Genomic DNA, 18,448 nt, shown 5'->3' on the forward strand with positions numbered 1-18,448 from the left:
CGGGCGGTCACCCCAGGTACGGGGCCGGTCGGTCCTCCAGATAGTGGCGGAGGCGGAGCCGCTGAGTGTGATGCATGGGGAGGGCGTCCAGGTCGCTGGGGTCGACCCAGCGGAGTTCCAGCGACTCATTCGAGATGGCCAGACTGCCGCCCACGACGCGTGCCTGAAAGCACACGTTGAACTGTCTGCGGACCTCCCCGTCCGTGTACGCGATGACGTGCCGGGGGTCCGTGTACGTGCCGACCAGGCCCGTCACTTCGACGTCCAGGCCGGTCTCCTCCTTGACCTCACGGACGGCCGTGCCGGGGAGACTGTCGGTCATCTCCATGCCGCCGCCCGGCAAGGCCCACTTGCCCGAGTCGGCCCGCCGCTGAAGGAGGATGCGGCCCTGGTCGTCCGTCACCACGGCGGAGGCCGCTACCACCAGGCTGTTGGGCTCCGGGGCCTGCGGGTCGTCGTAGTACTCAGTGCGCGCCACTGGCAGCGGCCTCCACGGGTCGGGCCGTCGACCAGACGGCTTCGAAGCTCTCGGCGTAGGTGTTGAACATGGTCCCGCCGTCGGTCCGGCGCAGGTGCCACACGGGCGCACCGTACGCGTTCACGCCCCACACGTGGGCGTTGACCAGGGCCTGGTCGTCGGCCCGGTAGATGGAGTTGTAGAGGGTCGTTCCGTGGGTCCGGATCTCCACCCCAGGGGCCCCGAACAAGGGCTGGTAGTGGAGTAGCGCCAGCCGACACCGCGACTCGATGCCGTGCCCGAACTTCTCCTCCTGGCCACGGAGTTGGACGTTCGGCGAGTCGGCATCCCCCAGGCAGATGCGCACCTGGCACCCGGCCTCCGCCTTCTCCCTCAGAAGGTCATTGAGACGCGGGTACGCCTCATGCAGGAACACGGCGGCGTAGACCAACACGTCGACCCGCTCCTGGGCGGACGACAGGAGGTCCACGAACACGGATACGGGGAGGTCTGCCCGCTGCTCGTAGAGGGCCACCAGTTCGGGGCTCACGGCCCGTGCCGACCGGGCCTGTCTCAGGGCTGGCCACAGCGCGTGAACGTCCTCCCCCAGCGCTCCGCTGCCTTCAGGGCCGTGACCCTCCGGGGCACCCTCCCGAGGTTCACCCAGCGCTCCACGCTCTTCGGGTCAACCCCCGTTGCGTCCGCGAGAGTTGCGTGGGTCCATCCGCCGGACGCCATAGTCACGCGTAGTCGTTCGTTGCCAGCCATAGGGACGTTCTACCCCCTTCGGGACGTCCCAAAGTGGGAAACGTACGAGGTTCCTACGTCCCACAAGATCGCGTGACGCTTGTCGTCAATCGGACGACGAGGGGTTAGCGGCCATGACGCAGACGACGCCGGAAAAGCCCGTGGTACTGCCCATCGGCTTCAATGCGTGGCTACTCGATTGCGTACCCGTGCCGCGCTGCAAGGTGTGCGCGGCGAACTGGGACCAGCTCCAGGCGTTGAAGGCGAAAGACAAGATCACTGAGGCCGCCAGGCACGCTTCGGAGATCCGCTCCCACGCCAGCGGTCAGCACACCCGATGACCCCGGCTCCACCCGCCCGACTCCCACGCTCTCCGACCCGCTGAACGACGGCGAGCAGGACAGTTCAGCGGACCGGACGGCGACACCCTGACCGACTCCGACGGGACGGGTAGGGCTCGCCAAGGCCCCTGGCTTCGGCCGGGGGCCTTCTATGTCGCAAGTCACATCGGCGCGTCAGTGATCGAAGACGACAGTGACCGGCGCATGGTCTGACCAGCGCTCTTCGTGGGACGCGGCCTTCTCCACGTACGCCTTCACGGCCCGCTTCGCGATGCCGGGCGTTGTGCAAACTAGGTCGATCCGCCAGCCCGTGTCGTTGTCGAAGGCCCGCCCGCGGTACGACCACCACGAGTACGGCCCCTCGACGTCCGGGTGCAGCTCGCGCACCACGTCGACGTAGCCCTCCAGGACCTCGCTCAGCCAGGCCCGCTCCTCGGGCAGGAACCCGGCGTTCTTCCTGTTGCCCTTCCAGTTCTTGAGGTCGGCCTCCTGGTGGGCGATGTTCCAGTCGCCGCACACCACGACCTCGCGACCGTCGGCCGCGGCCTTCTGCTTCAACTCCCGCAGGTGGACGAGGAATTCGGCCATGAACCGCTCCTTCTCGTCCTGCCGGTCCGTGCCGACCTCACCCGAGGGCAGATACAGGCTCGCCACCGTCACGCCCGGCAGATCCACCTCGACGTACCGCCCACTGGAGTCGAACTCCTGCGAACCCCAGCCGATCCGCACCCGGTCGGGCTCGCGCCGCGTGTAGAGCGAGACGCCCGCGCGGCCCTTCGCGGTCGCGGGCGCGTGCACCACGTACCAGCCCTCCGGTGCCCGCACCGAGTCCGGCAGCTGCGCCGCCTCGGCCCGCACCTCCTGGAGGCACACGGCGTCGGCGTCGGTCGCGGCCAGCCACTCCACGAAGCCCTTCTTGGCGGCGGCACGCAGCCCGTTCACGTTCACGGTGGTCACAGTCAGCACCCCGACACGGTACCGGCACACTGAAGCGCATGGACATCAGACCGACGCCGTACGACCACCCCGACGCGATCAAGCTCAGCAACGAGGTGCTGCGGGAGTACGCCCAGCGCTACGGCGAGGAAGAGGGCGACGCAACCCCGCTCGACCCGTCGATGTTCCAGCCCCCGCACGGCCTCTTCCTGCTCGCCTACGACGCCCTCGACCGCCCCGTCGCCACCGGCGGCTGGCGCACCCAGGACGCCAACGACGAGGGCTACTCGGACGGTGACGCCGAGATCAAGCGGATGTACGTGATCGAGCAGGCCCGCGGCCAGGGCCTGGCCCGCCGCATACTCGCGCTCCTGGAGGCCGACGCCCGCGCCACCGGCCGCACCCGCATGGTCCTGGAGACCGGCGACCAACAGCCCGAGGCCATCGCCCTCTATGCCTCCGAGGGCTACACCTTCTGCGCCAAATTCGGCTATTACCGCCACTACGACGCCAGCCGCTGCATGGCCAAACCGCTGTGAGCCGGTCTGTGGGCCGGTCTGTGGGCCGGTCTGTGAGCCCGCACACTTCTCGCTGAGCGCGGCCGCCCCCGTACCGGGGCTCCAGGCCGCGGCCCGTGACGACGCATGCGCGCCGACAAGACGAGAACCCCGCCGGATGAATCCGACGGGGTTCTCAATTGCGGTGGACCTGTGGGGATTTGAACCCCAGACCCCCTCGATGCGAACGAGGTGCGCTACCAGACTGCGCCACAGGCCCTTGCAACGAGAGAAACATTAGCACCCTCACCGGGGTGCTTGGAAATCCGTTCCCTCGCGGCTCCCGCGCTGGTCAGATCCCCGGCCCTCACTCGTTGGCCGCGCGCGGCCGGTCGCCCTCCGCGTACTGGTCGAAGAGCGGCGTACGCCCGCGCTCGCGGCTGCGGCGTGCGGCGGCCCGGCGCGCGGGCGCCTCGTTCCCGGAGCGCGCGGCCCGCCGCGGCTCCTCCTCGGCCGGCTTCGCCGCCACCTCGGCCTCCGCCTCCTTCGGCTGTCCGGCCGCGCTGGACCGGGCCGAGCTCCAGGTGTCGGGGGCGCTCAGGTCGATGCTGCCGGTGGCGCGGGGCGCGACCGGGGCGGTGACGTACGTCGGCAGCGGCACCGGCACGGGCTCCCAGCTGTCGCCGCGCGCCGCACCGCGGTCCCGCTCGCGCTGCTGGTCGACCCACTCGGCGTGATCGGTCTGCTCGACCAGGGCCCGGCGGTCGGCCGCGAGCGCGGAGAGGCCGGGCTTCTCGGCGGAGTCGGCGCCGTGACCTTCCTCGGCCGGGGCGTCCGCGGCCTCGGCCGGGGCTGGCCTGCGCCCGGCGGGCCGCCGCTCCCGCAGCTGCCTCGCCGCGGCCTCGGCCCGGCGCCGGTCCATCGTGTACGTGTAGCGGCGCCGCTCCTGCGCCCGCAGATAGACGATGTACGTGCTCAGGAGGACCGCCGGCACGCCGGGCGCCCACAGGAGCGCGAGGCCGCCGACGGCCGCGACGATCGAGCCGAGCGTGAACGCGAGGAACAGCACCACCGTCGTACGCCGGCGGCGCGCGAGCACCTTGGAGCGCCGGGCGCGCGCGGCGGCCGCGGCGGCCTCCGAGCGCGCGGCCCGCTGGGCCCTCTCGGCGCGCGCGGCCTTGGCGGCCTGCTCGTCCTTGGCCGGGCGGCGCGCGGGGCGCTGCTCCTGCCGGGGTTCTCGCGGCTGCTCCCGCGGTCTCGGCTGTTCGCCGCGCTGCTCGCCGTCCTCGGACACGGCGAAGGCCCGGACGTCGACGGACCCCGTGAGGGATTCCGTCGCGGCGTCCGGGTCGGCCTTGGGCTCTTCCCCTTCGGTACGCGCCCGCAGGTCCTTGGCGTACCGACGCTCCATTCCCGCCCGCCCGGAAAGCAGGCGGATGGCGGTACTGAAGCGTTCCGTCGGACGGGCTTCGTTGAGCTCGTCCTGCCTACGGAGCCACATCGGCACCAAGTAGGCGGCCCAGGCCCCGACAATGACTGCGTAGATGAGGCCGCTGCTGCTCACGCCTCACACGGTAGAGGGGTTTCGTTGAGGCCATCTGCCAATTCCGCCGGTGTGTCGCACGATCTGGCTGATATCTCGAACTTTTTTTGTGACTGATGCGATCAACAGGCTTCGAGAGCAGGGCAACCGGAGGCACCGGAGGCATATTCGCGGTCAATCTACGCTCTTTTTCGAACACACATTTTATTTCGCGGAGTCAGGCCGTGTTCCGTGGTGTGTCCTTCGGACTGTTTCCGGATCGCCGCTGGTGCCAGCGGGTGAGCAGCCCTTCCGGGACCTCTTCCGCGGTGAGGGCGAACACGAGGTGGTCCCGCCAGCCGCCGTCGATGTGGAGATAGCGCGGGCGCAGCCCTTCCTCACGGAATCCGAGTTTCTCCACGACCCGGCGGCTCGGGACGTTCTCGGGCCGAATGCAGACTTCGACGCGATGCAGACCCACGGTCCTGAAGCAGTGGTCGACGACGAGCGCGACCGCCGTCGGCATCACTCCGCGCCCGGCCACCGACTGGTCGACCCAATAGCCGATATGGCCCGAGCACATCGAGCCCCAGGTGATCCCGGCGACCGTCAACTGGCCCACCAGACCGCCCTGGTACTCGATCACGAAGGGCAGCATCCGGCCCGCGTTGGCCTCCGCGCGCAGATGGCGCACCATCTGCCGGTAGGTCGGCCGGGCCGTGATCGGGCCCGCGGGGCCCGGCGGCGGAATCGTGGCTTCCCAGGGGCGCAGCCAGTCGCGGTTGCGCTGGTTGACCTCCCGCCAGGCGCGCTGGTCGCGCAGCTTTATGGGGCGGAGGACGACATCGCCGTCCGCAAGGCGCGCGGGCCAGGACGGGCTGTTCAGCTCGGGCTCCCGGGGGCTCCGGTGCCGTGCCCGGCGTCGGAATCTGCGTCGGGTCCGGGGTGGTCGCCGCCGCGGATCTGGTCGACGGCGTGCACGAGCAGCGGTTCCAGTACGGCGAGTCCGTCCCGTACGCCGCCGGTGGAGCCCGGCAGGTTCACGATCAGGGTGCTGCCCGCGAGGCCGGCGAGGCCGCGGGAGAGAACGGCCGTGGGCACCTTGTCCCGGCCGTAGGCGCGGATGGCCTCGGCGATGCCGGGCACCTCGAAGTCGAGGACGCGGCGGGTGGCCTCGGGGGTGCGGTCGGTGGGCGAGAGGCCGGTGCCGCCGGTGGTGAGCACCACGTCGTACCCGGCGTCGACGGCCGCGCGCAGCGCCTGCTCGACCGGGTCGCCGTCGGGCACGATCTGCGGGCCCTCGACCTCGAAGCCGAGCCCGCGCAGGCCCGCGGCGAGGATCGGGCCGCCCTTGTCCGCGTACACCCCGGCCGAGGCGCGGTTGGAGGCGGTGACGACGAGGGCCCTCATGCGCGGTTCCAGTCCCCGGACTTGCCGCCCGTCTTCTCCTCGACGCGGACGTCGGTGATGACGGCGCCCTTGTCGACCGCCTTCACCATGTCGATCACTGTGAGCGCGGCGACGGTGACGGCGGTCAGGGCCTCCATCTCGACGCCGGTGCGGTCGGTGGTCTTCACGGTGGCGAGGATCTCCACCGCGTCGTCGGCGACGGCGAGTTCGACCTTTACTCCGGAGACCGCGAGCGGGTGGCAGAGCGGGATCAGGTCGGGGGTGCGCTTGGCGCCCATGATGCCCGCGATCCGGGCGGTGGCGAGGGCGTCCCCCTTGGGCACGCCCTCGCCCCTGAGGAGTTCGATCACGCGCGGCGAGACCAGGACCCGGCCGCTCGCACGCGCGGTGCGCGCGGTGACGCCCTTCTCCGATACGTCGACCATCCGGGCGGCGCCCGCCTCGTCGATGTGCGTCAGTCGGTCCTGCGTACTCATCTGCTGTGCGCTCCCGGTCAGGGCTCGGGCGGGCCGTGGTGGGCCTCGTGTGGGCAGCCACGGTACCCGCACCAGGCGGGGCTCAGCGGAGCAGGATCACGTCGAGCTCGGTGCCCGGGGCGACCTCGGCGGTGTCCTCGGGGACGACGATCAGGGCGTCCGCGTGCGCCAGGGCCGCGATCAGGTGGGAGCCGGAACCACCCACGGGGGCGACGGTGCCCTTCTCCTCGTCGTACCTCCCGCGCAGGAACTGGCGCTTGCCGGAGGGGGAGGTCAGCGGCTCGCGGCTGTCGAGGGCGGCGCGGATGCTGGGGCGGCTGACGTCCTGGAGGCCCATGAGGGCACGGATCGCGGGGCGGACGAAGAGCTCGAAGGAGACGTACGAGCTGACCGGGTTGCCCGGGAGGGCGAGCAGCGGGGTGTGGTCGGGACCGATGGAGCCGAAGCCCTGGGGCTTGCCGGGCTGCATGGCGAGCTTGCGGAACTCGATGCCGCTGCCCGACTCGCTGCCCTCCTCCCAGTCACCGGCGCCTTGGAGGGCCTCCTTCACGACGTCGTACGCCCCTACGGAGACGCCGCCCGTGGTGACCAGGAGGTCGGCGCGGATCAGCTGGTCCTCGATGGTGGCGCGCAGGGTCTCGGCGTCGTCGGCGACGGCGCCCACGCGGTAGGCGATCGCACCGGCGTCCCGGGCGGCGGCGGTGAGGGCGAAGCTGTTGGAGTCGTAGATCCGGCCCTCGGTCAACTCCTCGCCGGGCTGGGTGAGTTCGCTGCCGGTGGAGAGGACGACCACGCGCGGGCGGGGGTGCACCCGGACCGTGCCGCGGCCGATGGCGGCGAGCAGGGAGATCTGCGGTGGGCCGAGCACGGTGCCGGCGGCGAGTGCGCGCTCGCCGGACTGCACGTCGCTGCCGCGCGCGCGGACGTGGGCCCTGACGGCGGCCGGGCGGTGCACGCGGACCTCTCCGGAGGCGCCCTCGGGGGCCAGGCTGTGCGGCGTCATCGTGCCGACCGGGCCCTCGCCCAGGCCGCCGTCGGTCCACTCCACCGGGACGACGGCCTCGGCGCCGGGCGGCAGCGGGGCGCCGGTCATGATGCGGGCGGCCTGGCCGGGGCCGACGGTGAGGCCGCCGAGGGCGCCCGCGGCGACGTCGCCGATGACCTCGAGGACGGCGGGGAACTCCTCGGTGGCGCCGGCGACATCGGCGGTGCGGACCGCGTACCCGTCCATCGAGCTGTTGTCGAAGGGCGGCAGCGAGACGGGCACCGTGACGTCCTCGACCAGGACGCAGCCCTGGGCGTCGAGGAGTTGCAGCTCGATGGGGTCCAGCGGGTGGACCGTCGCGAGAATGTCCTCAAGGTGCTCGGACACCGACCAGATGGGGGCGCGGCCGGTGTCCTCTGCCGTCGTGCTGCTGCTCAAGGTGCTACATCTCCTCGGTGACGTAACTGCGAAGCCAGGCGCGGAAGTCCGGGCCCAGGTCTTCACGTTCGCACGCGAGTCTGACAATGGCACGCAGATAGTCGCCGCGGTCTCCGGTGTCGTAGCGGCGGCCCTTGAAGACGACGCCGTGCACGGGGCCGCCGATCTTCTCGTCCGCGGCGAGCTGCTGGAGCGCGTCGGTCAGCTGGATCTCGCCGCCGCGGCCGGGCTCGGTCTTGCGGAGGACGTCGAAGACGGCGGGGTCGAGGACGTACCGGCCGATGATCGCGAGGTTGCTGGGGGCGTCGGCGGGCTCGGGCTTCTCGACGAGGCCGGTGACCTTGACCACGTCGCCCTCGCCGGTCGGCTCGGCGGCGGCACAGCCGTACAGGTGGATCTGGGCCGGGTCGACCTCCATGAGCGCGATGACGCTGCCGCCCTCGCGGGCCTGGATGTCGACCATGCGCTGGAGCAGGGGGTCGCGGGCGTCGATCAAGTCGTCGCCGAGGAGGACCGCGAACGGTTCGCTGCCGACGTGCGGGGCCGCGCAGAGGACGGCGTGGCCGAGGCCCTTGGGGTCGCCCTGCCGGACGTAGTGCATGGTCGCCAGGTCGCTGGACTCCTGGACCTTGGCGAGGCGGCCCTGGTCGCCCTTGCGGACGAGGACCTCTTCCAGCTCGTAGTTGCGGTCGAAATGGTCCTCGAGGGGGCGCTTGTTGCGGCCCGTGACCATCAGTACGTCGGACAGACCGGCTGCCACGGCCTCCTCGACCACGTACTGGATCGCCGGCTTGTCGACGACCGGCAGCATCTCCTTCGGGGTGGCCTTCGTGGCCGGGAGGAAGCGCGTGCCGAGGCCTGCTGCCGGGATGACAGCCTTGGTGATCGTGGGGTGCGACTCAGTCATGCCCAGCACCATAACCGGTGCGAATGTGCGGAACATGTGCGTCCGGTTAATTGATTCGCTTAGGCCAGGATATGAGGGGTTTGTGAGTTGGCTGTGAGCCCGAACACCAACGGCAAGGCTGACAAGGCGACGTTGCGCGGAGAACTCCTCGAAGCGAGGCGCCGATTGACAGCAGATGACGCGCAGGAGGCGGCCGCGGTTCTCGCCCGGCGGGCCCTCGAACTCGCCGACCTCGCGGACGCGCACACGGTCGCCGCGTACGTGTCGGTCGGCCGCGAACCCGGCACACGCGCGCTGCTCGATGCCCTGCACGCGCGCGGGGTGCGGGTTCTGCTGCCCGTGCTCCTGCCGGACAACGACCTCGACTGGGGCGTCTACGCGGGCGCCGAGCACCTCGTACGCGCGGGGCGCGGTCTCCTGGAACCGGACGGGCCACGGCTCGGGCCCGACGCCGTGCTCGGCGCCGACGCGGTGCTGCTTCCCGGTCTCGCCGTGGACGACCGCGGCATGCGCCTGGGCCGCGGCGGCGGCTCGTACGACCGGGTGCTCGCCCGGCTCTCGCACGCGCGCGTGGAGCCGCCGCTCGTCGTGTTCCTCTACGACGACGAGGTGGTCGCGCGGGTCCCGGAGGAACCGCACGACCACCCCGTGCACGCGGTGGTGACCCCTTCCGGGGTCCGGAGATTCAGGTCCTGATCACACAGGTCCTGATCACAGCGGTGCCGGTCACGGCCTGAGCACCAGGTCGTTCTCCGCCTCCGCCTCGACCGCCTTCTCCGAGTAGGCCCAGTCGAGCAGATCGCCCTTTACCCACTTCTCGGTCTGGTCGGTGTAGTTGGGGCTGTACGCGTGCCCCGACGCACCGGTGAGGTTGATCCACTTCGACTTGTCGAAGTCGCCGAGGTTCACCACCATCCGCATCGAAGGGACCCAGATCACGCTGTACCCGCCGGCCGCGTTCCAGCCCGTGGCGTTGACCGCGGCCTCGCCGCCGCCGAGCTCCCAGGGGCCGCGGTTGAGCAGCCACTGGATGAAGCCGGGGCCCTCGGTGCCGAGGGTCTGGTTGTCCAGCTGCAGGCGGTGCAGGCGGCCCCAGCTCCAGCTGTCGATGTCCTTGCCGAGCTTCGCGGTCAGCTCCCAGCGGGCGTCCTCCATGGCACGCGCGAAGAGCTGGTCACGGGTCTTGGTCTCGGAGTCCGTACGCGTGGAGGGCGACTGCCACCAGTCGTTGTCCTCGTCGTCGAGGATGGAGCGGACCACCTCGAACCAGCGGTCACCGCCGTCCGGCTGGGCCGCGTCCGCCGCCCGCTCGCCGCACTCGCGCACGCGCTCGTCCGGGTCGTCGACCGGGCCGGTCTTGTCGGCGGGCGGCACGTTGATGCAGGAGCCCTCGACCCGCAGCTCCTTGGGCAGCTTGTTGCCGAAGGACAGCTTCAGGATGTTGCGCCAGACCGCGTTGAAGTACGCGGCCGCCGCCGAGTCGGCGTCCTGGGTGTAGTCCCAGCCCTCGAGGAGCTGCTGCGCCTCGCGGACGTACGGGTCGGACACGTCGATCTTGAGCAGCTTGGGCGTGAGCATCTTGGCGATCTCACTGCTGTTGTCCAGCTGCATCGTGCGCATGTCCTCGGTCGAGATCTTGCCGCCGTTCTTCAGCTTCGACTCGATGAGGTCGTTGATGCGCTGGCTGCGCGCGCCGTAGCCCCAGTCCTTGGTGAGCTCGTAGGGGTACTTGGAGTCGGTCACGGCCTGGTTGGCCGTCACGATGTACCCGCGCTCGGGGTTGTACTCGTACGGCAGGGCGCTCTGCGGGATGTAGCCGGTCCAGCGGTACGCCGGGTCCCAGCCCGGGGCGGGGAGCGTGCCGTCGTGGCTCTTCGCGCGCGTGGGGATCTTTCCGGGGGTCTGGTAGCCGATGTTGCCCTCGGTGTCGGCGTAGATCAGGTTCTGCGAGGGGACCTCGAAGTCGGACGCCGCCTTGCGGAAGTCCTGGAAGTTCTTCGCCTTGTTGAGCGCGAACACGGCGTCCATGGACTTGCCGGGGCTCAGCGCCGTCCAGCGCAGGGAGACCGCGTACCCGTCGGCGCGGTCGGGGGCGGAGCTGCCCACGGGCGCCTCCTGGCCGACCTTGCCCAGCTCGTCGTTGCGGTCCGAGACCACCGGGCCGTTGTTGGTCTCTCTGACCACGATGTTCTTGTCCTCGCCGCCCGCGACCTTGATGGTCTCCTTGCGGGTCTTGAACGGCTCGACCTTGCGGCCGTACTGGTAGCCGTCGCCCTGGATCTTCTCCAGGTAGAGGTCGGTGACGTCGGCGCCGAGGTTGGTCATGCCCCAGGCGATGTCCTGGTTGTGGCCGATGATCACGCCCGGCATGCCGGAGAAGGTGTAACCCGAGACGTCGTACTGGCACTTCGCCGAGACGCCGCGGCAGTGCAGGCCCATCTGGTACCAGGTCGACGGCAGCTGGGGCGCGAGGTGCGGGTCGTTGGCGAGCAGCGGTTTTCCGGTGGTGGTGTGGTCGCCGGACACGACCCAGGAGTTGGAGCCGATGCCGTTGCCGTTCGGGCCTATGGCGTCGGGGAGTCTGTCGAGGACGTCGGAGAGGCCGGACATCTGCGTGGTCAGGCCGCCCGCCGTGCTGCCGCCACCCGCGATGCCGTTGCCGGCAGCCGCGCCAGTGCCGGTTCCGGTGCCTGTGTCTGTGCCCGTTCCGGTGCCTGTGCCGGCGCTGCCCGCGGCGGACTGCTCCTGGACCGAACTCCCCTTGGGGTCGTACGTCTTGGAGTCCCCGGAGAGCCCGCCCTCTTCGACGATCGGCTTGTGCAGGTCGTACGGATAGTCCGGGTACAGGTCCTGGATCTGCTTCGGGCCGAGGCGGCTGTGCATCAAGGAGCGGTCGATCTCGTCCTGCATGTTGCCGCGCAGGTCCCAGGCCATGGCCTTGAGCCAGGCCACCGAGTCGACCGGGGTCCACTCCTCGATCTTGTAGTCGTTGGTGAAGCCCAGGGCCGCGTACTCGACGGAGACGTCCGCGCCGTCCTTGCCCTTCAGATAGGCGTTGACCCCCTTGGCGTACGCCTGGAGGTACTTCTTCGTCTCCGGGGTCAGCTTGGTGTCGTACTCCCGCTGTGCGACGTGGTGCCAGCCGAGGGTGCGCAGGAATTCATCGCTCTCGACCTGGCTCTTGCCGAACATCTCGGAGAGCCGACCGGAGGTCATGTGACGCCGGACGTCCATCTCCCAGAAGCGGTCCTGCGCCTGCACATAGCCCTGGGCCATGAACAGGTCCTCGTCCGACGAGGCGTAGACCTGCGGGATGCCGCTGCTGTCACGGCGGACGTCGACCGGTCCCGCCAGACCGTCGAGCTGGATCGAACCCTTGGTCTGCGGCAGCGAGGCGCGCACCGTGCTGATGCTCCAGTACGAACCGAAGGCCACGCCCGCGACGACGGCAAGGACCAGTGCAATCACGACGAGGCGGGCACGTCGCCCCTTCTTCTTGCCGGTCTTCTGGCCGGAAGAGGCGCTTTCATTGGCGGGCATCGCTGTCCTTGCTGTCCTTCGAGCGGCTGGTCGGCCGAGCTGGCCATGCGGTCCGGGAAGTGCTGGGAGCAACCATAGGACGAGGGCCTGACGGCCATGGACGCGGTGTGGATAACTCAGGCCGGCGACGGCTGTTGAGCCCGGACCGGCATCAAGGAAGCGTTAACGATTAGGTAAGGTAACGAAGTACCCCTCCTTCGCGCCTCGTCTCGCGCCCCTGAAAGGAACAGCCACTGACTGTCCATCAGCTCAACGAGCTCCTTCTCGTCTGCTCCCTCGTACTGCTCCTCGCGGTCGCGGCCGTGCGCGTCTCCTCGCGCAGCGGTCTGCCGAGCCTGCTCCTGTACCTGGGGATCGGCATCGCGATCGGTCAGGACGGATTCGGCAACGTCGTCTTCGACAACGCCGAGTTGACCCAGGTGATGGGCTACGCCGCGCTTGTGGTGATCCTGGCCGAGGGTGGTCTGGGGACGAAGTGGAAGGAGATCAAACCCGCGTTGCCGGCGGCGGCCGTCCTGTCGCTGTTCGGTGTCGCGGTGAGCGTGGGCATCACGGCGGCGGGCGCGCACTACCTCGTCGGGCTCGACTGGCGGCAGTCGCTCATCATCGGCGCGGTCGTCTCCTCGACCGACGCCGCCGCCGTCTTCTCCGTACTGCGCAAGGTGCCGCTGCCCTCGCGCATCACCGGCGTCCTCGAAGCGGAATCCGGCTTCAACGACGCCCCCGTGGTCATCCTGGTCGTGGCGTTCTCCACCACGGGCGCCATCGGCGAGTGGTACGTCCTGGTCGGCAAGATCGCCCTGGAGCTCGCCATCGGCGCCGCCGTCGGGCTCGCGGTGGGCTGGCTCGGCGCGTACGGCATTCGGCACGTCGCGCTGCCCGCCTCCGGCCTCTACCCGATCGCCGTGATGGCCATCGCGGTGTCGGCGTACGCCGCCGGCGCACTGGCGCACGGAAGCGGGTTCCTCGCCGTCTATCTGGCCTCGGTGGTGCTCGGCAACTCCAAGCTGCCGCACTGGCCCGCCACCCGCGGCTTCGCGGACGGGCTCGGCTGGATCGCGCAGATCGGCATGTTCGTCCTGCTCGGCCTGCTCGTCACGCCGAGCACCCTGCTCGACGACATCTGGCCGGCCATCCTCATCGGCCTGGTCCTGACCCTCATGGCGCGGCCCGTCTCGGTGTTCCTCGCCCTGGTGCCGTTCCGCCTGCCCTGGCGGGAGCGGGCCCTGATGTCCTGGGCCGGACTGCGCGGCGCGGTGCCCATCATCCTGGCGACCATCCCGATGGTGACCGGCGTCGAGGGCAGCGAGCGGATCTTCAACCTCGTCTTCGTCCTGGTCGTCGTCTACACCCTCATCCAGGGCCCAACCCTGCCGTGGCTGGCCAAGGCGCTCGGGATCGGCCGGGGCGAGGAGGCGGCCGACCTGGGCGTCGAATCCGCGCCCCTGGAGCGGCTGCGCGGACATCTGCTCTCGGTGGCGATCCCCGAGAAGTCCAAGATGCACGGCGTCGAGGTCGCGGAACTGCGACTGCCCGCGGGCGCCGCCGTCACCCTCGTCGTCCGGGACAAGGAATCGTTTGTGCCGTCGCCGACCACCGTGCTCCGGCACGGCGACGAGCTGCTCGTCGTCGCCACGGACCCGGTGCGGGACGCCGCCGAGCGCCGCCTGCGCGCGGTCGGCCAGGGCGGCAAGCTGGCGGGCTGGCTGGGGACGGGCCGGTCTTCCTCGTAGAGGTGGGGGTTTTGCCGGGTGAGGGGTGCAGGTTTTCCGAGTGAGAGGTGCGGGTTTCGCCGGGTGAGAGGTGGGTTGCCAGCGTTCCCGGCAATCACAGGTGGCCGGTGTGCGATCCCCCTCATTCGGAGGCGTACGTGACCACTTCCCCGTACAATCAAGGGACAACGAATCGAACCACCTCTGTCTGACGCAGAGCTGGCGCGACCGCACGGCGGCCGCGGTCCTCGCAGTGGGCCGGGTATCACCGACGTTCTTCTGCGCAAGAGGACAGCTCTCGGCGCCGCCACACGGGCCCGCCACCAGGCAGCAGAAAGGCAAGGACCGTGGAGTCCGCGGTCAACTCGACTTCCCGCCCCGGGTACGGGCAACTCCTGCGCACGCCCCGTGCCCTCTCGTTCGTCCTGCCCGGCTTCGCCGCGCGGCAGCCGTTCGCGATGCTGACCATGTCGATCGTCCTGCTGGTGCAGCACACCACCGGCTCGTTCGGCACCGCGGGCGCCGTAGCCGCCGTCGCCGGCGTCTCCATGGCGCTGTGCGCGCCGCAGAGCGGCAAGCTCGCCGACCGCTTCGGCCAGGCCGCCGTGCTGATCCCCGGCGTCCTCGTGAACGCCGTCTCGGTGATCGCCCTCGCCGCCCTCGCCCTCGCCGACGCCCCTCTGTGGGCCCTTTTCGTCGCCGCTGTGCCGGTCGGCGCCTCGGTGCCGCAGGTCGGGCCGATGGTGCGGGCCCGCTGGGCGGCCGTACTTGACCACCCTGAGCGGCGTGCCCTGACTCCCACTGCGGCAGCTTTCGAGTCCGTCACGGACGAGTTCACGTTCGTCGTCGGCCCGGTGCTCGCCACCGCCCTGTGCACCTGGGTGCACCCCGGTGCCGGTCTCGCGACCCAGGCCGTGCTGACCCTGGCGGGCGGCCTGCTCTTCGCCGCACAGCGCGACACCCAGCCCGAGGCGCACGGTGCGCTCGCGGACCACGCGCGCGTGGAGCACGTTTCCGCGTTCTCCGTGCCCGGCGCTCGCGTCCTCGCAGTGGCGTTCCTCGGCATCGGCTCGGTCTTCGGCGGCATGCAGGTCGCCCTCACCGCCTTCGCCGAAGAAGCCGGCCAGCCCGGGGTCAACGGCCTCCTGTACGGCATTTTCGCCGCGGGGAACATGCTCGCCGGTGTCGCCTGCGGAGCCATCGCCTGGAAGGTCGGCCCGCGCCGCCGCCTCCTTGTCGGGTACAGCGCCCTGGCCGTCACCGCCTCCATGCTGTGGACCGTGCACTCGGTGGCACTTTTCGCCGTACTCGGACTGCTCGTCGGTATGTGCATCGCGCCCGCGCTGATCTCCGGGTTCACGCTCGTCGAGAGCCTGGTTCCCGCCTCCGCGCGGACCGAGGCGTTCACGCTCCTCACGGGTGCGGTCGCGCTCGGCCAGGCCGCCGCCGTCACGCTGACCGGCAGCCTTGCCGACGCCCATGGTGCGAGCGCCGGATTCCTGGTGCCCATGGCCGGTACGGTGCTCGCGCTGCTGACCCTCGTGGCCCTGCGCTCCCGCCTCGCTCCGCTCGCCAAGAGCCGGACCGTGGCACGTGGCGTCGGTCACCGCTCGCCGGTGACAGTGGACTGATCCCGAGGAATACGTCACTATGGACCGTCGTTAGCACTCATCGAGTGAGAGTGCCAGGAGGAAGCAAGTGCCGACCTATCAGTACCAGTGCACCGAGTGTGGCGAGGGCCTCGAGGCGGTGCAGAAGTTCACCGACGACGCCCTGACCGAGTGCCCCGGCTGCAACGGACGCCTCAAGAAGGTGTTCTCGGCGGTCGGCATCGTCTTCAAGGGCTCCGGCTTCTACCGCAATGACAGCCGCAACTCGTCGTCGAGCAGCACGCCTGCGTCGTCCGCGTCGAAGTCCACCTCGTCGACGTCCACGGCGTCCTCGACCTCGGACTCCTCCTCGTCGAGCTCTTCGACGGCCGGCTCCTCGTCGTCCTCCAGCTCCTCCGGAAGCAGCAGCTCCGCGGCCTGACCGGCCGCATCGCACCTTCGCACTTTCCCGGAAAGCCCCGCAGTCGCGCGCGACTGCGGGGCTTTCGGTTGTGTGACGGCTGCGGCTGCGGACCGAACCCGGACCTCAGGGCTCGACTACGCTGCTGCGCATGGCGAACGCACACAACGGTGACGCTGCGGCGTCCGCGGACATAGGCGTGATCGGCGGCTCGGGGTTCTACTCGTTCCTCGACGACGTCACCGAGATCCAGGTGAGCACCCCTTACGGCGAGCCGAGCGACTCCCTGTTCCTCGGTGAGATCGCCGGACGGAAGGTGGCGTTCCTGCCCCGCCACGGCCGCGGCCACCACCTTCCGCCGCACCGGATCAACTACCGCGCCAACCTGTGGGCGCTGCGCTCCGTGGGCGTGCGCCAGGTGTTCGGCCCCTGCGCGGTGGGCGGGCTGCGCCCCGAGTACGGTCCGGGGACGCTGCTGGTGCCGGACCAGCTCGTCGACCGTACGAAGAGCCGCGTACAGACGTACTTCGACGGGGTGCCGCTGCCCGACGGCAGCATCCCGAACGTGGTGCACACGACGTTCGCCGACCCGTACTGCCCCGAGGGCCGCAGCATCGCCCTGAAGGCCGCCCGCGCGCGCGACTGGGCCGCGGTCGACGGCGGCACCATGGTCGTCGTGGAGGGCCCGCGCTTCTCCACCCGCGCCGAGTCGCAGTGGCACGCGGCCGCCGGCTGGTCGGTGGTGGGCATGACCGGTCACCCCGAGGCCGTGCTCGCCCGTGAACTGGCGCTCTGCTACACGTCGTTGTCCCTCGTGACCGACCTGGACGCGGGGGCGGAGACCGGCGAGGGCGTCTCCCACGCGGAGGTCCTCAAGGTGTTCGGCGAGAACGTGTCCAGGCTGCGGGACGTGCTGTTCGACGCGGTGGCGGGCCTTCCGGCCACCGACGAGCGGGACTGCCTGTGCACGCGGGCGCACGACGGGTGGGCCTTGGGGATCGAGCTGCCCTGAGCCTGAGAGGTTCCCAGGGTGCGGCTCGGTCCGTGTGGCCGCGCCGTGGGGCGGAATTTCCCGTTCGGGTAAGCGGAACTCCCGGTTCGAGTGAGGGAGTTGTCCACAACCGCGAGGTTGTCCACAGGGCTGAGCAGGATCGGCCGGAACCGTGGATCGTGAGGGGCGTTCAGGCGAATTCCCCTACGGCAGGCGGTGGTTGCCATGTCCTCGCGCTCCAGCGCCCACACCTCTCCCCCGGGCTCTCCGCCCCCCGTCCCCTCCGTCCCTTCCACTCCGACTCCGGTTCCGCCCCCGTGCGAGGTCCCGGCCTTCCCTCCCCTGCGGGTGCGCGGCGGGCGGCTGCGGTTCCGGGGTGCGCTGCGCCGCGGCCGTAACCGCCGCACGGTGGCCGCCGGGCTCGCGATGGCCGCGGCCGCGCTCGCCGCCGCGGGGCCACCGGGCTTCGCGGGCTCGACGGGCTCCCCCGGAAGCGAAGCCGAAGGCGAGCACACCGCGCCCTCGGCGGAGCCGGACGACCACCCCGGGTCCGTACGACAGCTCGTGCGCGCCCCCGTACGCATCGCGGACGCGGAGACCGTACGGCTGCTGCGTCCCGGCGACCGCGTGGACGTCATCGCGGCCCCCGCGTCCGGGGCTCGCGCCAGTCGGATCGCCGCAGGTGCACGCGTCATCGACGTCGCGGCCGGCGGGCAGGCGTCCGGGGAGAACGGCGCACTGATCGTGCTCTCCGTACCGCGTGCGGAGGCAGTGCGGTTGGCCGGCGCAAGCGCCAACTCCCGTCTGGTGGTGGTCCTGTGCTGATCCGTACGGAGTTCTTGTCAACTCACCTGTTCGTGTCCGCGAATTGGACGCACCTCACTTGTGCCGGGCCTAATGACACGGTCAATCGAACGTACGAGGAAAGGCTCCGTGGTGAGCGAGGAGAAGAAGCCGGGTGTGTGGGAGGGCTTCAAGGCGTTCCTGACGCGCGGGAACGTGATCGATCTGGCCGTCGCGGTCGTCATCGGTGCGGCGTTCACGAACGTCGTGAACGCGGTGGTGAAGGGCGTCATCAACCCGCTGGTCGGCGCCTTCGGCACGAAGGATCTGGAGAGCTACAGGTCCTGCCTCAAGGGCCCGTGCGAGATCGACCCGGCGACGGGGGAGGCCACCAGCGGCATCCCGATCAGCTGGGGCACGGTCCTGAGCGCCACGCTCAGCTTCCTGATCACCGCGGCCGTCGTGTACTTCCTCATGGTGCTGCCGATGGCGAAGTACCTCGCCAAGGTGGAGGCGCGGCGGAAGGCCAAGGAGGGCGTCCAGGAGACGCTCGAGGTCTCCGAGCTCGAGGTGCTCAAGGAGATCCGGGACGTGCTGGTCGCCCAGCGCGGTGGTCCCGGTGGTGCCACTTCTGGGACCGGCGGTGCCAGGGACAGCGGTGGTTCCGGCGGTGGCCCCGTGGACACCGGCAAGTAG

General features: G+C 70.4%; 18 protein-coding genes, 1 tRNA gene and 1 pseudogene. 9 read left to right on the forward strand and 11 right to left on the reverse strand.

Annotated elements, in window-relative coordinates; genetic code table 11:
- Positions 1-7: 7 nt before the first annotated feature.
- Both RCO28_RS30500 and RCO28_RS30505 read right to left on the reverse strand, forming a co-directional pair.
- The gene (locus tag RCO28_RS30500) at positions 8-478 is read right to left on the reverse strand and encodes an NUDIX domain-containing protein (protein WP_308944535.1); all 471 of its coding nucleotides are present in this window, start codon (positions 476-478) and stop codon (positions 8-10) included.
- Positions 465-1,195 (reverse strand): annotated as a pseudogene (locus RCO28_RS30505) (XRE family transcriptional regulator). The gene RCO28_RS30500 and the pseudogene RCO28_RS30505 overlap by 14 nt, the downstream one beginning before the upstream one ends.
- A gap of 143 nt (positions 1,196-1,338) precedes the next feature.
- Here RCO28_RS30505 and RCO28_RS30510 point away from each other — a divergent pair.
- Positions 1,339-1,545 carry a hypothetical protein gene (locus tag RCO28_RS30510; RefSeq protein ID WP_308944536.1) on the forward strand — a complete coding sequence of 69 codons (207 nt, stop codon included), beginning with the start codon at positions 1,339-1,341 and terminating at the stop codon, positions 1,543-1,545.
- Between the two features lie 174 nt (positions 1,546-1,719).
- On the opposite strand, the gene RCO28_RS30515 is transcribed toward RCO28_RS30510, so the two are convergent.
- Entirely contained in the window at positions 1,720-2,532 is an 813-nt protein-coding gene (locus RCO28_RS30515; RefSeq protein ID WP_308944537.1) for an exodeoxyribonuclease III, read from the reverse strand.
- Positions 2,533-2,540: 8 nt separating this feature from the next.
- On the opposite strand from RCO28_RS30515, the gene RCO28_RS30520 reads away from it, so the two are divergent.
- A complete protein-coding gene (locus RCO28_RS30520; RefSeq protein WP_308944538.1) occupies positions 2,541-3,020 on the forward strand; it encodes a GNAT family N-acetyltransferase in 480 nt (159 codons plus the stop codon).
- Positions 3,021-3,184: 164 nt separating this feature from the next.
- Here the strand turns inward: RCO28_RS30520 and RCO28_RS30525 are convergent.
- The 7 genes from RCO28_RS30525 to galU all read right to left on the reverse strand — a co-directional run bounded on the left by RCO28_RS30525 (position 3,185) and on the right by galU (position 8,716).
- Positions 3,185-3,258 (reverse strand) — tRNA-Ala (locus RCO28_RS30525).
- Positions 3,259-3,345: 87 nt separating this feature from the next.
- Positions 3,346-4,542 (reverse strand): gephyrin-like molybdotransferase receptor GlpR, encoded by a 1,197-nt coding sequence (gene glpR, locus RCO28_RS30530; protein ID WP_308944539.1) that lies wholly within the window; start codon positions 4,540-4,542, stop codon positions 3,346-3,348.
- 196 nt (positions 4,543-4,738) lie between these two features.
- Positions 4,739-5,386, reverse strand: coding sequence for a GNAT family protein (locus tag RCO28_RS30535; RefSeq protein WP_308944636.1), 648 nt, complete (start codon positions 5,384-5,386; stop codon positions 4,739-4,741).
- Positions 5,383-5,910 (reverse strand): MogA/MoaB family molybdenum cofactor biosynthesis protein, encoded by a 528-nt coding sequence (locus tag RCO28_RS30540; RefSeq protein WP_308944540.1) that lies wholly within the window; start codon positions 5,908-5,910, stop codon positions 5,383-5,385. The genes RCO28_RS30535 and RCO28_RS30540 overlap by 4 nt, the downstream gene beginning before the upstream one ends.
- Positions 5,907-6,386: a cyclic pyranopterin monophosphate synthase MoaC gene (gene moaC / locus RCO28_RS30545; RefSeq protein WP_308944541.1), complete on the reverse strand. Its 480-nt coding sequence runs from the start codon at positions 6,384-6,386 to the stop codon at positions 5,907-5,909. Before moaC ends, RCO28_RS30540 begins: the two co-directional genes overlap by 4 nt.
- Before the next feature lie 82 nt (positions 6,387-6,468).
- Entirely contained in the window at positions 6,469-7,809 is a 1,341-nt protein-coding gene (gene glp / locus RCO28_RS30550; protein WP_308944542.1) for a gephyrin-like molybdotransferase Glp, read from the reverse strand.
- Between the two features lie 4 nt (positions 7,810-7,813).
- Complete coding sequence (galU, locus tag RCO28_RS30555) at positions 7,814-8,716, reverse strand: UTP--glucose-1-phosphate uridylyltransferase GalU (protein WP_308944543.1); 903 nt, start codon at positions 8,714-8,716, stop codon at positions 7,814-7,816.
- A gap of 93 nt (positions 8,717-8,809) precedes the next feature.
- Here galU and RCO28_RS30560 point away from each other — a divergent pair, with 93 nt between their 5' ends.
- On the forward strand, positions 8,810-9,412 hold the full coding sequence (locus RCO28_RS30560; protein WP_308944544.1) for a 5-formyltetrahydrofolate cyclo-ligase: 603 nt from the start codon (positions 8,810-8,812) through the stop codon (positions 9,410-9,412).
- A 30-nt stretch (positions 9,413-9,442) separates the two neighbouring features.
- Here RCO28_RS30560 and RCO28_RS30565 read toward each other — a convergent pair whose 3' ends face one another.
- Positions 9,443-12,256, reverse strand: coding sequence for a penicillin acylase family protein (locus RCO28_RS30565; protein WP_308944545.1), 2,814 nt, complete (start codon positions 12,254-12,256; stop codon positions 9,443-9,445).
- A 233-nt stretch (positions 12,257-12,489) separates the two neighbouring features.
- On the opposite strand from RCO28_RS30565, the gene RCO28_RS30570 reads away from it, so the two are divergent.
- From RCO28_RS30570 to RCO28_RS30595, 6 genes are all read left to right on the forward strand, one after another.
- Positions 12,490-13,989, forward strand: a complete 1,500-nt coding sequence (locus RCO28_RS30570) for a potassium/proton antiporter (protein WP_308944637.1) — start codon at positions 12,490-12,492, stop codon at positions 13,987-13,989.
- Between the two features lie 326 nt (positions 13,990-14,315).
- Entirely contained in the window at positions 14,316-15,599 is a 1,284-nt protein-coding gene (locus RCO28_RS30575; RefSeq protein WP_308944546.1) for an MFS transporter, read from the forward strand.
- Positions 15,600-15,666: 67 nt separating this feature from the next.
- Entirely contained in the window at positions 15,667-15,999 is a 333-nt protein-coding gene (locus RCO28_RS30580) for an FmdB family zinc ribbon protein (RefSeq protein ID WP_308944547.1), read from the forward strand.
- Between the two features lie 130 nt (positions 16,000-16,129).
- A complete protein-coding gene (locus RCO28_RS30585) occupies positions 16,130-16,990 on the forward strand; it encodes an S-methyl-5'-thioadenosine phosphorylase (RefSeq protein WP_308944548.1) in 861 nt (286 codons plus the stop codon).
- 327 nt (positions 16,991-17,317) lie between these two features.
- Positions 17,318-17,794 carry a hypothetical protein gene (locus RCO28_RS30590; RefSeq protein ID WP_308944549.1) on the forward strand — a complete coding sequence of 159 codons (477 nt, stop codon included), beginning with the start codon at positions 17,318-17,320 and terminating at the stop codon, positions 17,792-17,794.
- A 72-nt stretch (positions 17,795-17,866) separates the two neighbouring features.
- Positions 17,867-18,448, forward strand: a complete 582-nt coding sequence (locus RCO28_RS30595) for an MscL family protein (RefSeq protein ID WP_374991282.1) — start codon at positions 17,867-17,869, stop codon at positions 18,446-18,448.

Origin of the sequence: Streptomyces sp. LHD-70 (assembly GCF_031157275.1) — a bacterium.
GTDB lineage: Bacteria > Actinomycetota > Actinomycetes > Streptomycetales > Streptomycetaceae > Streptomyces.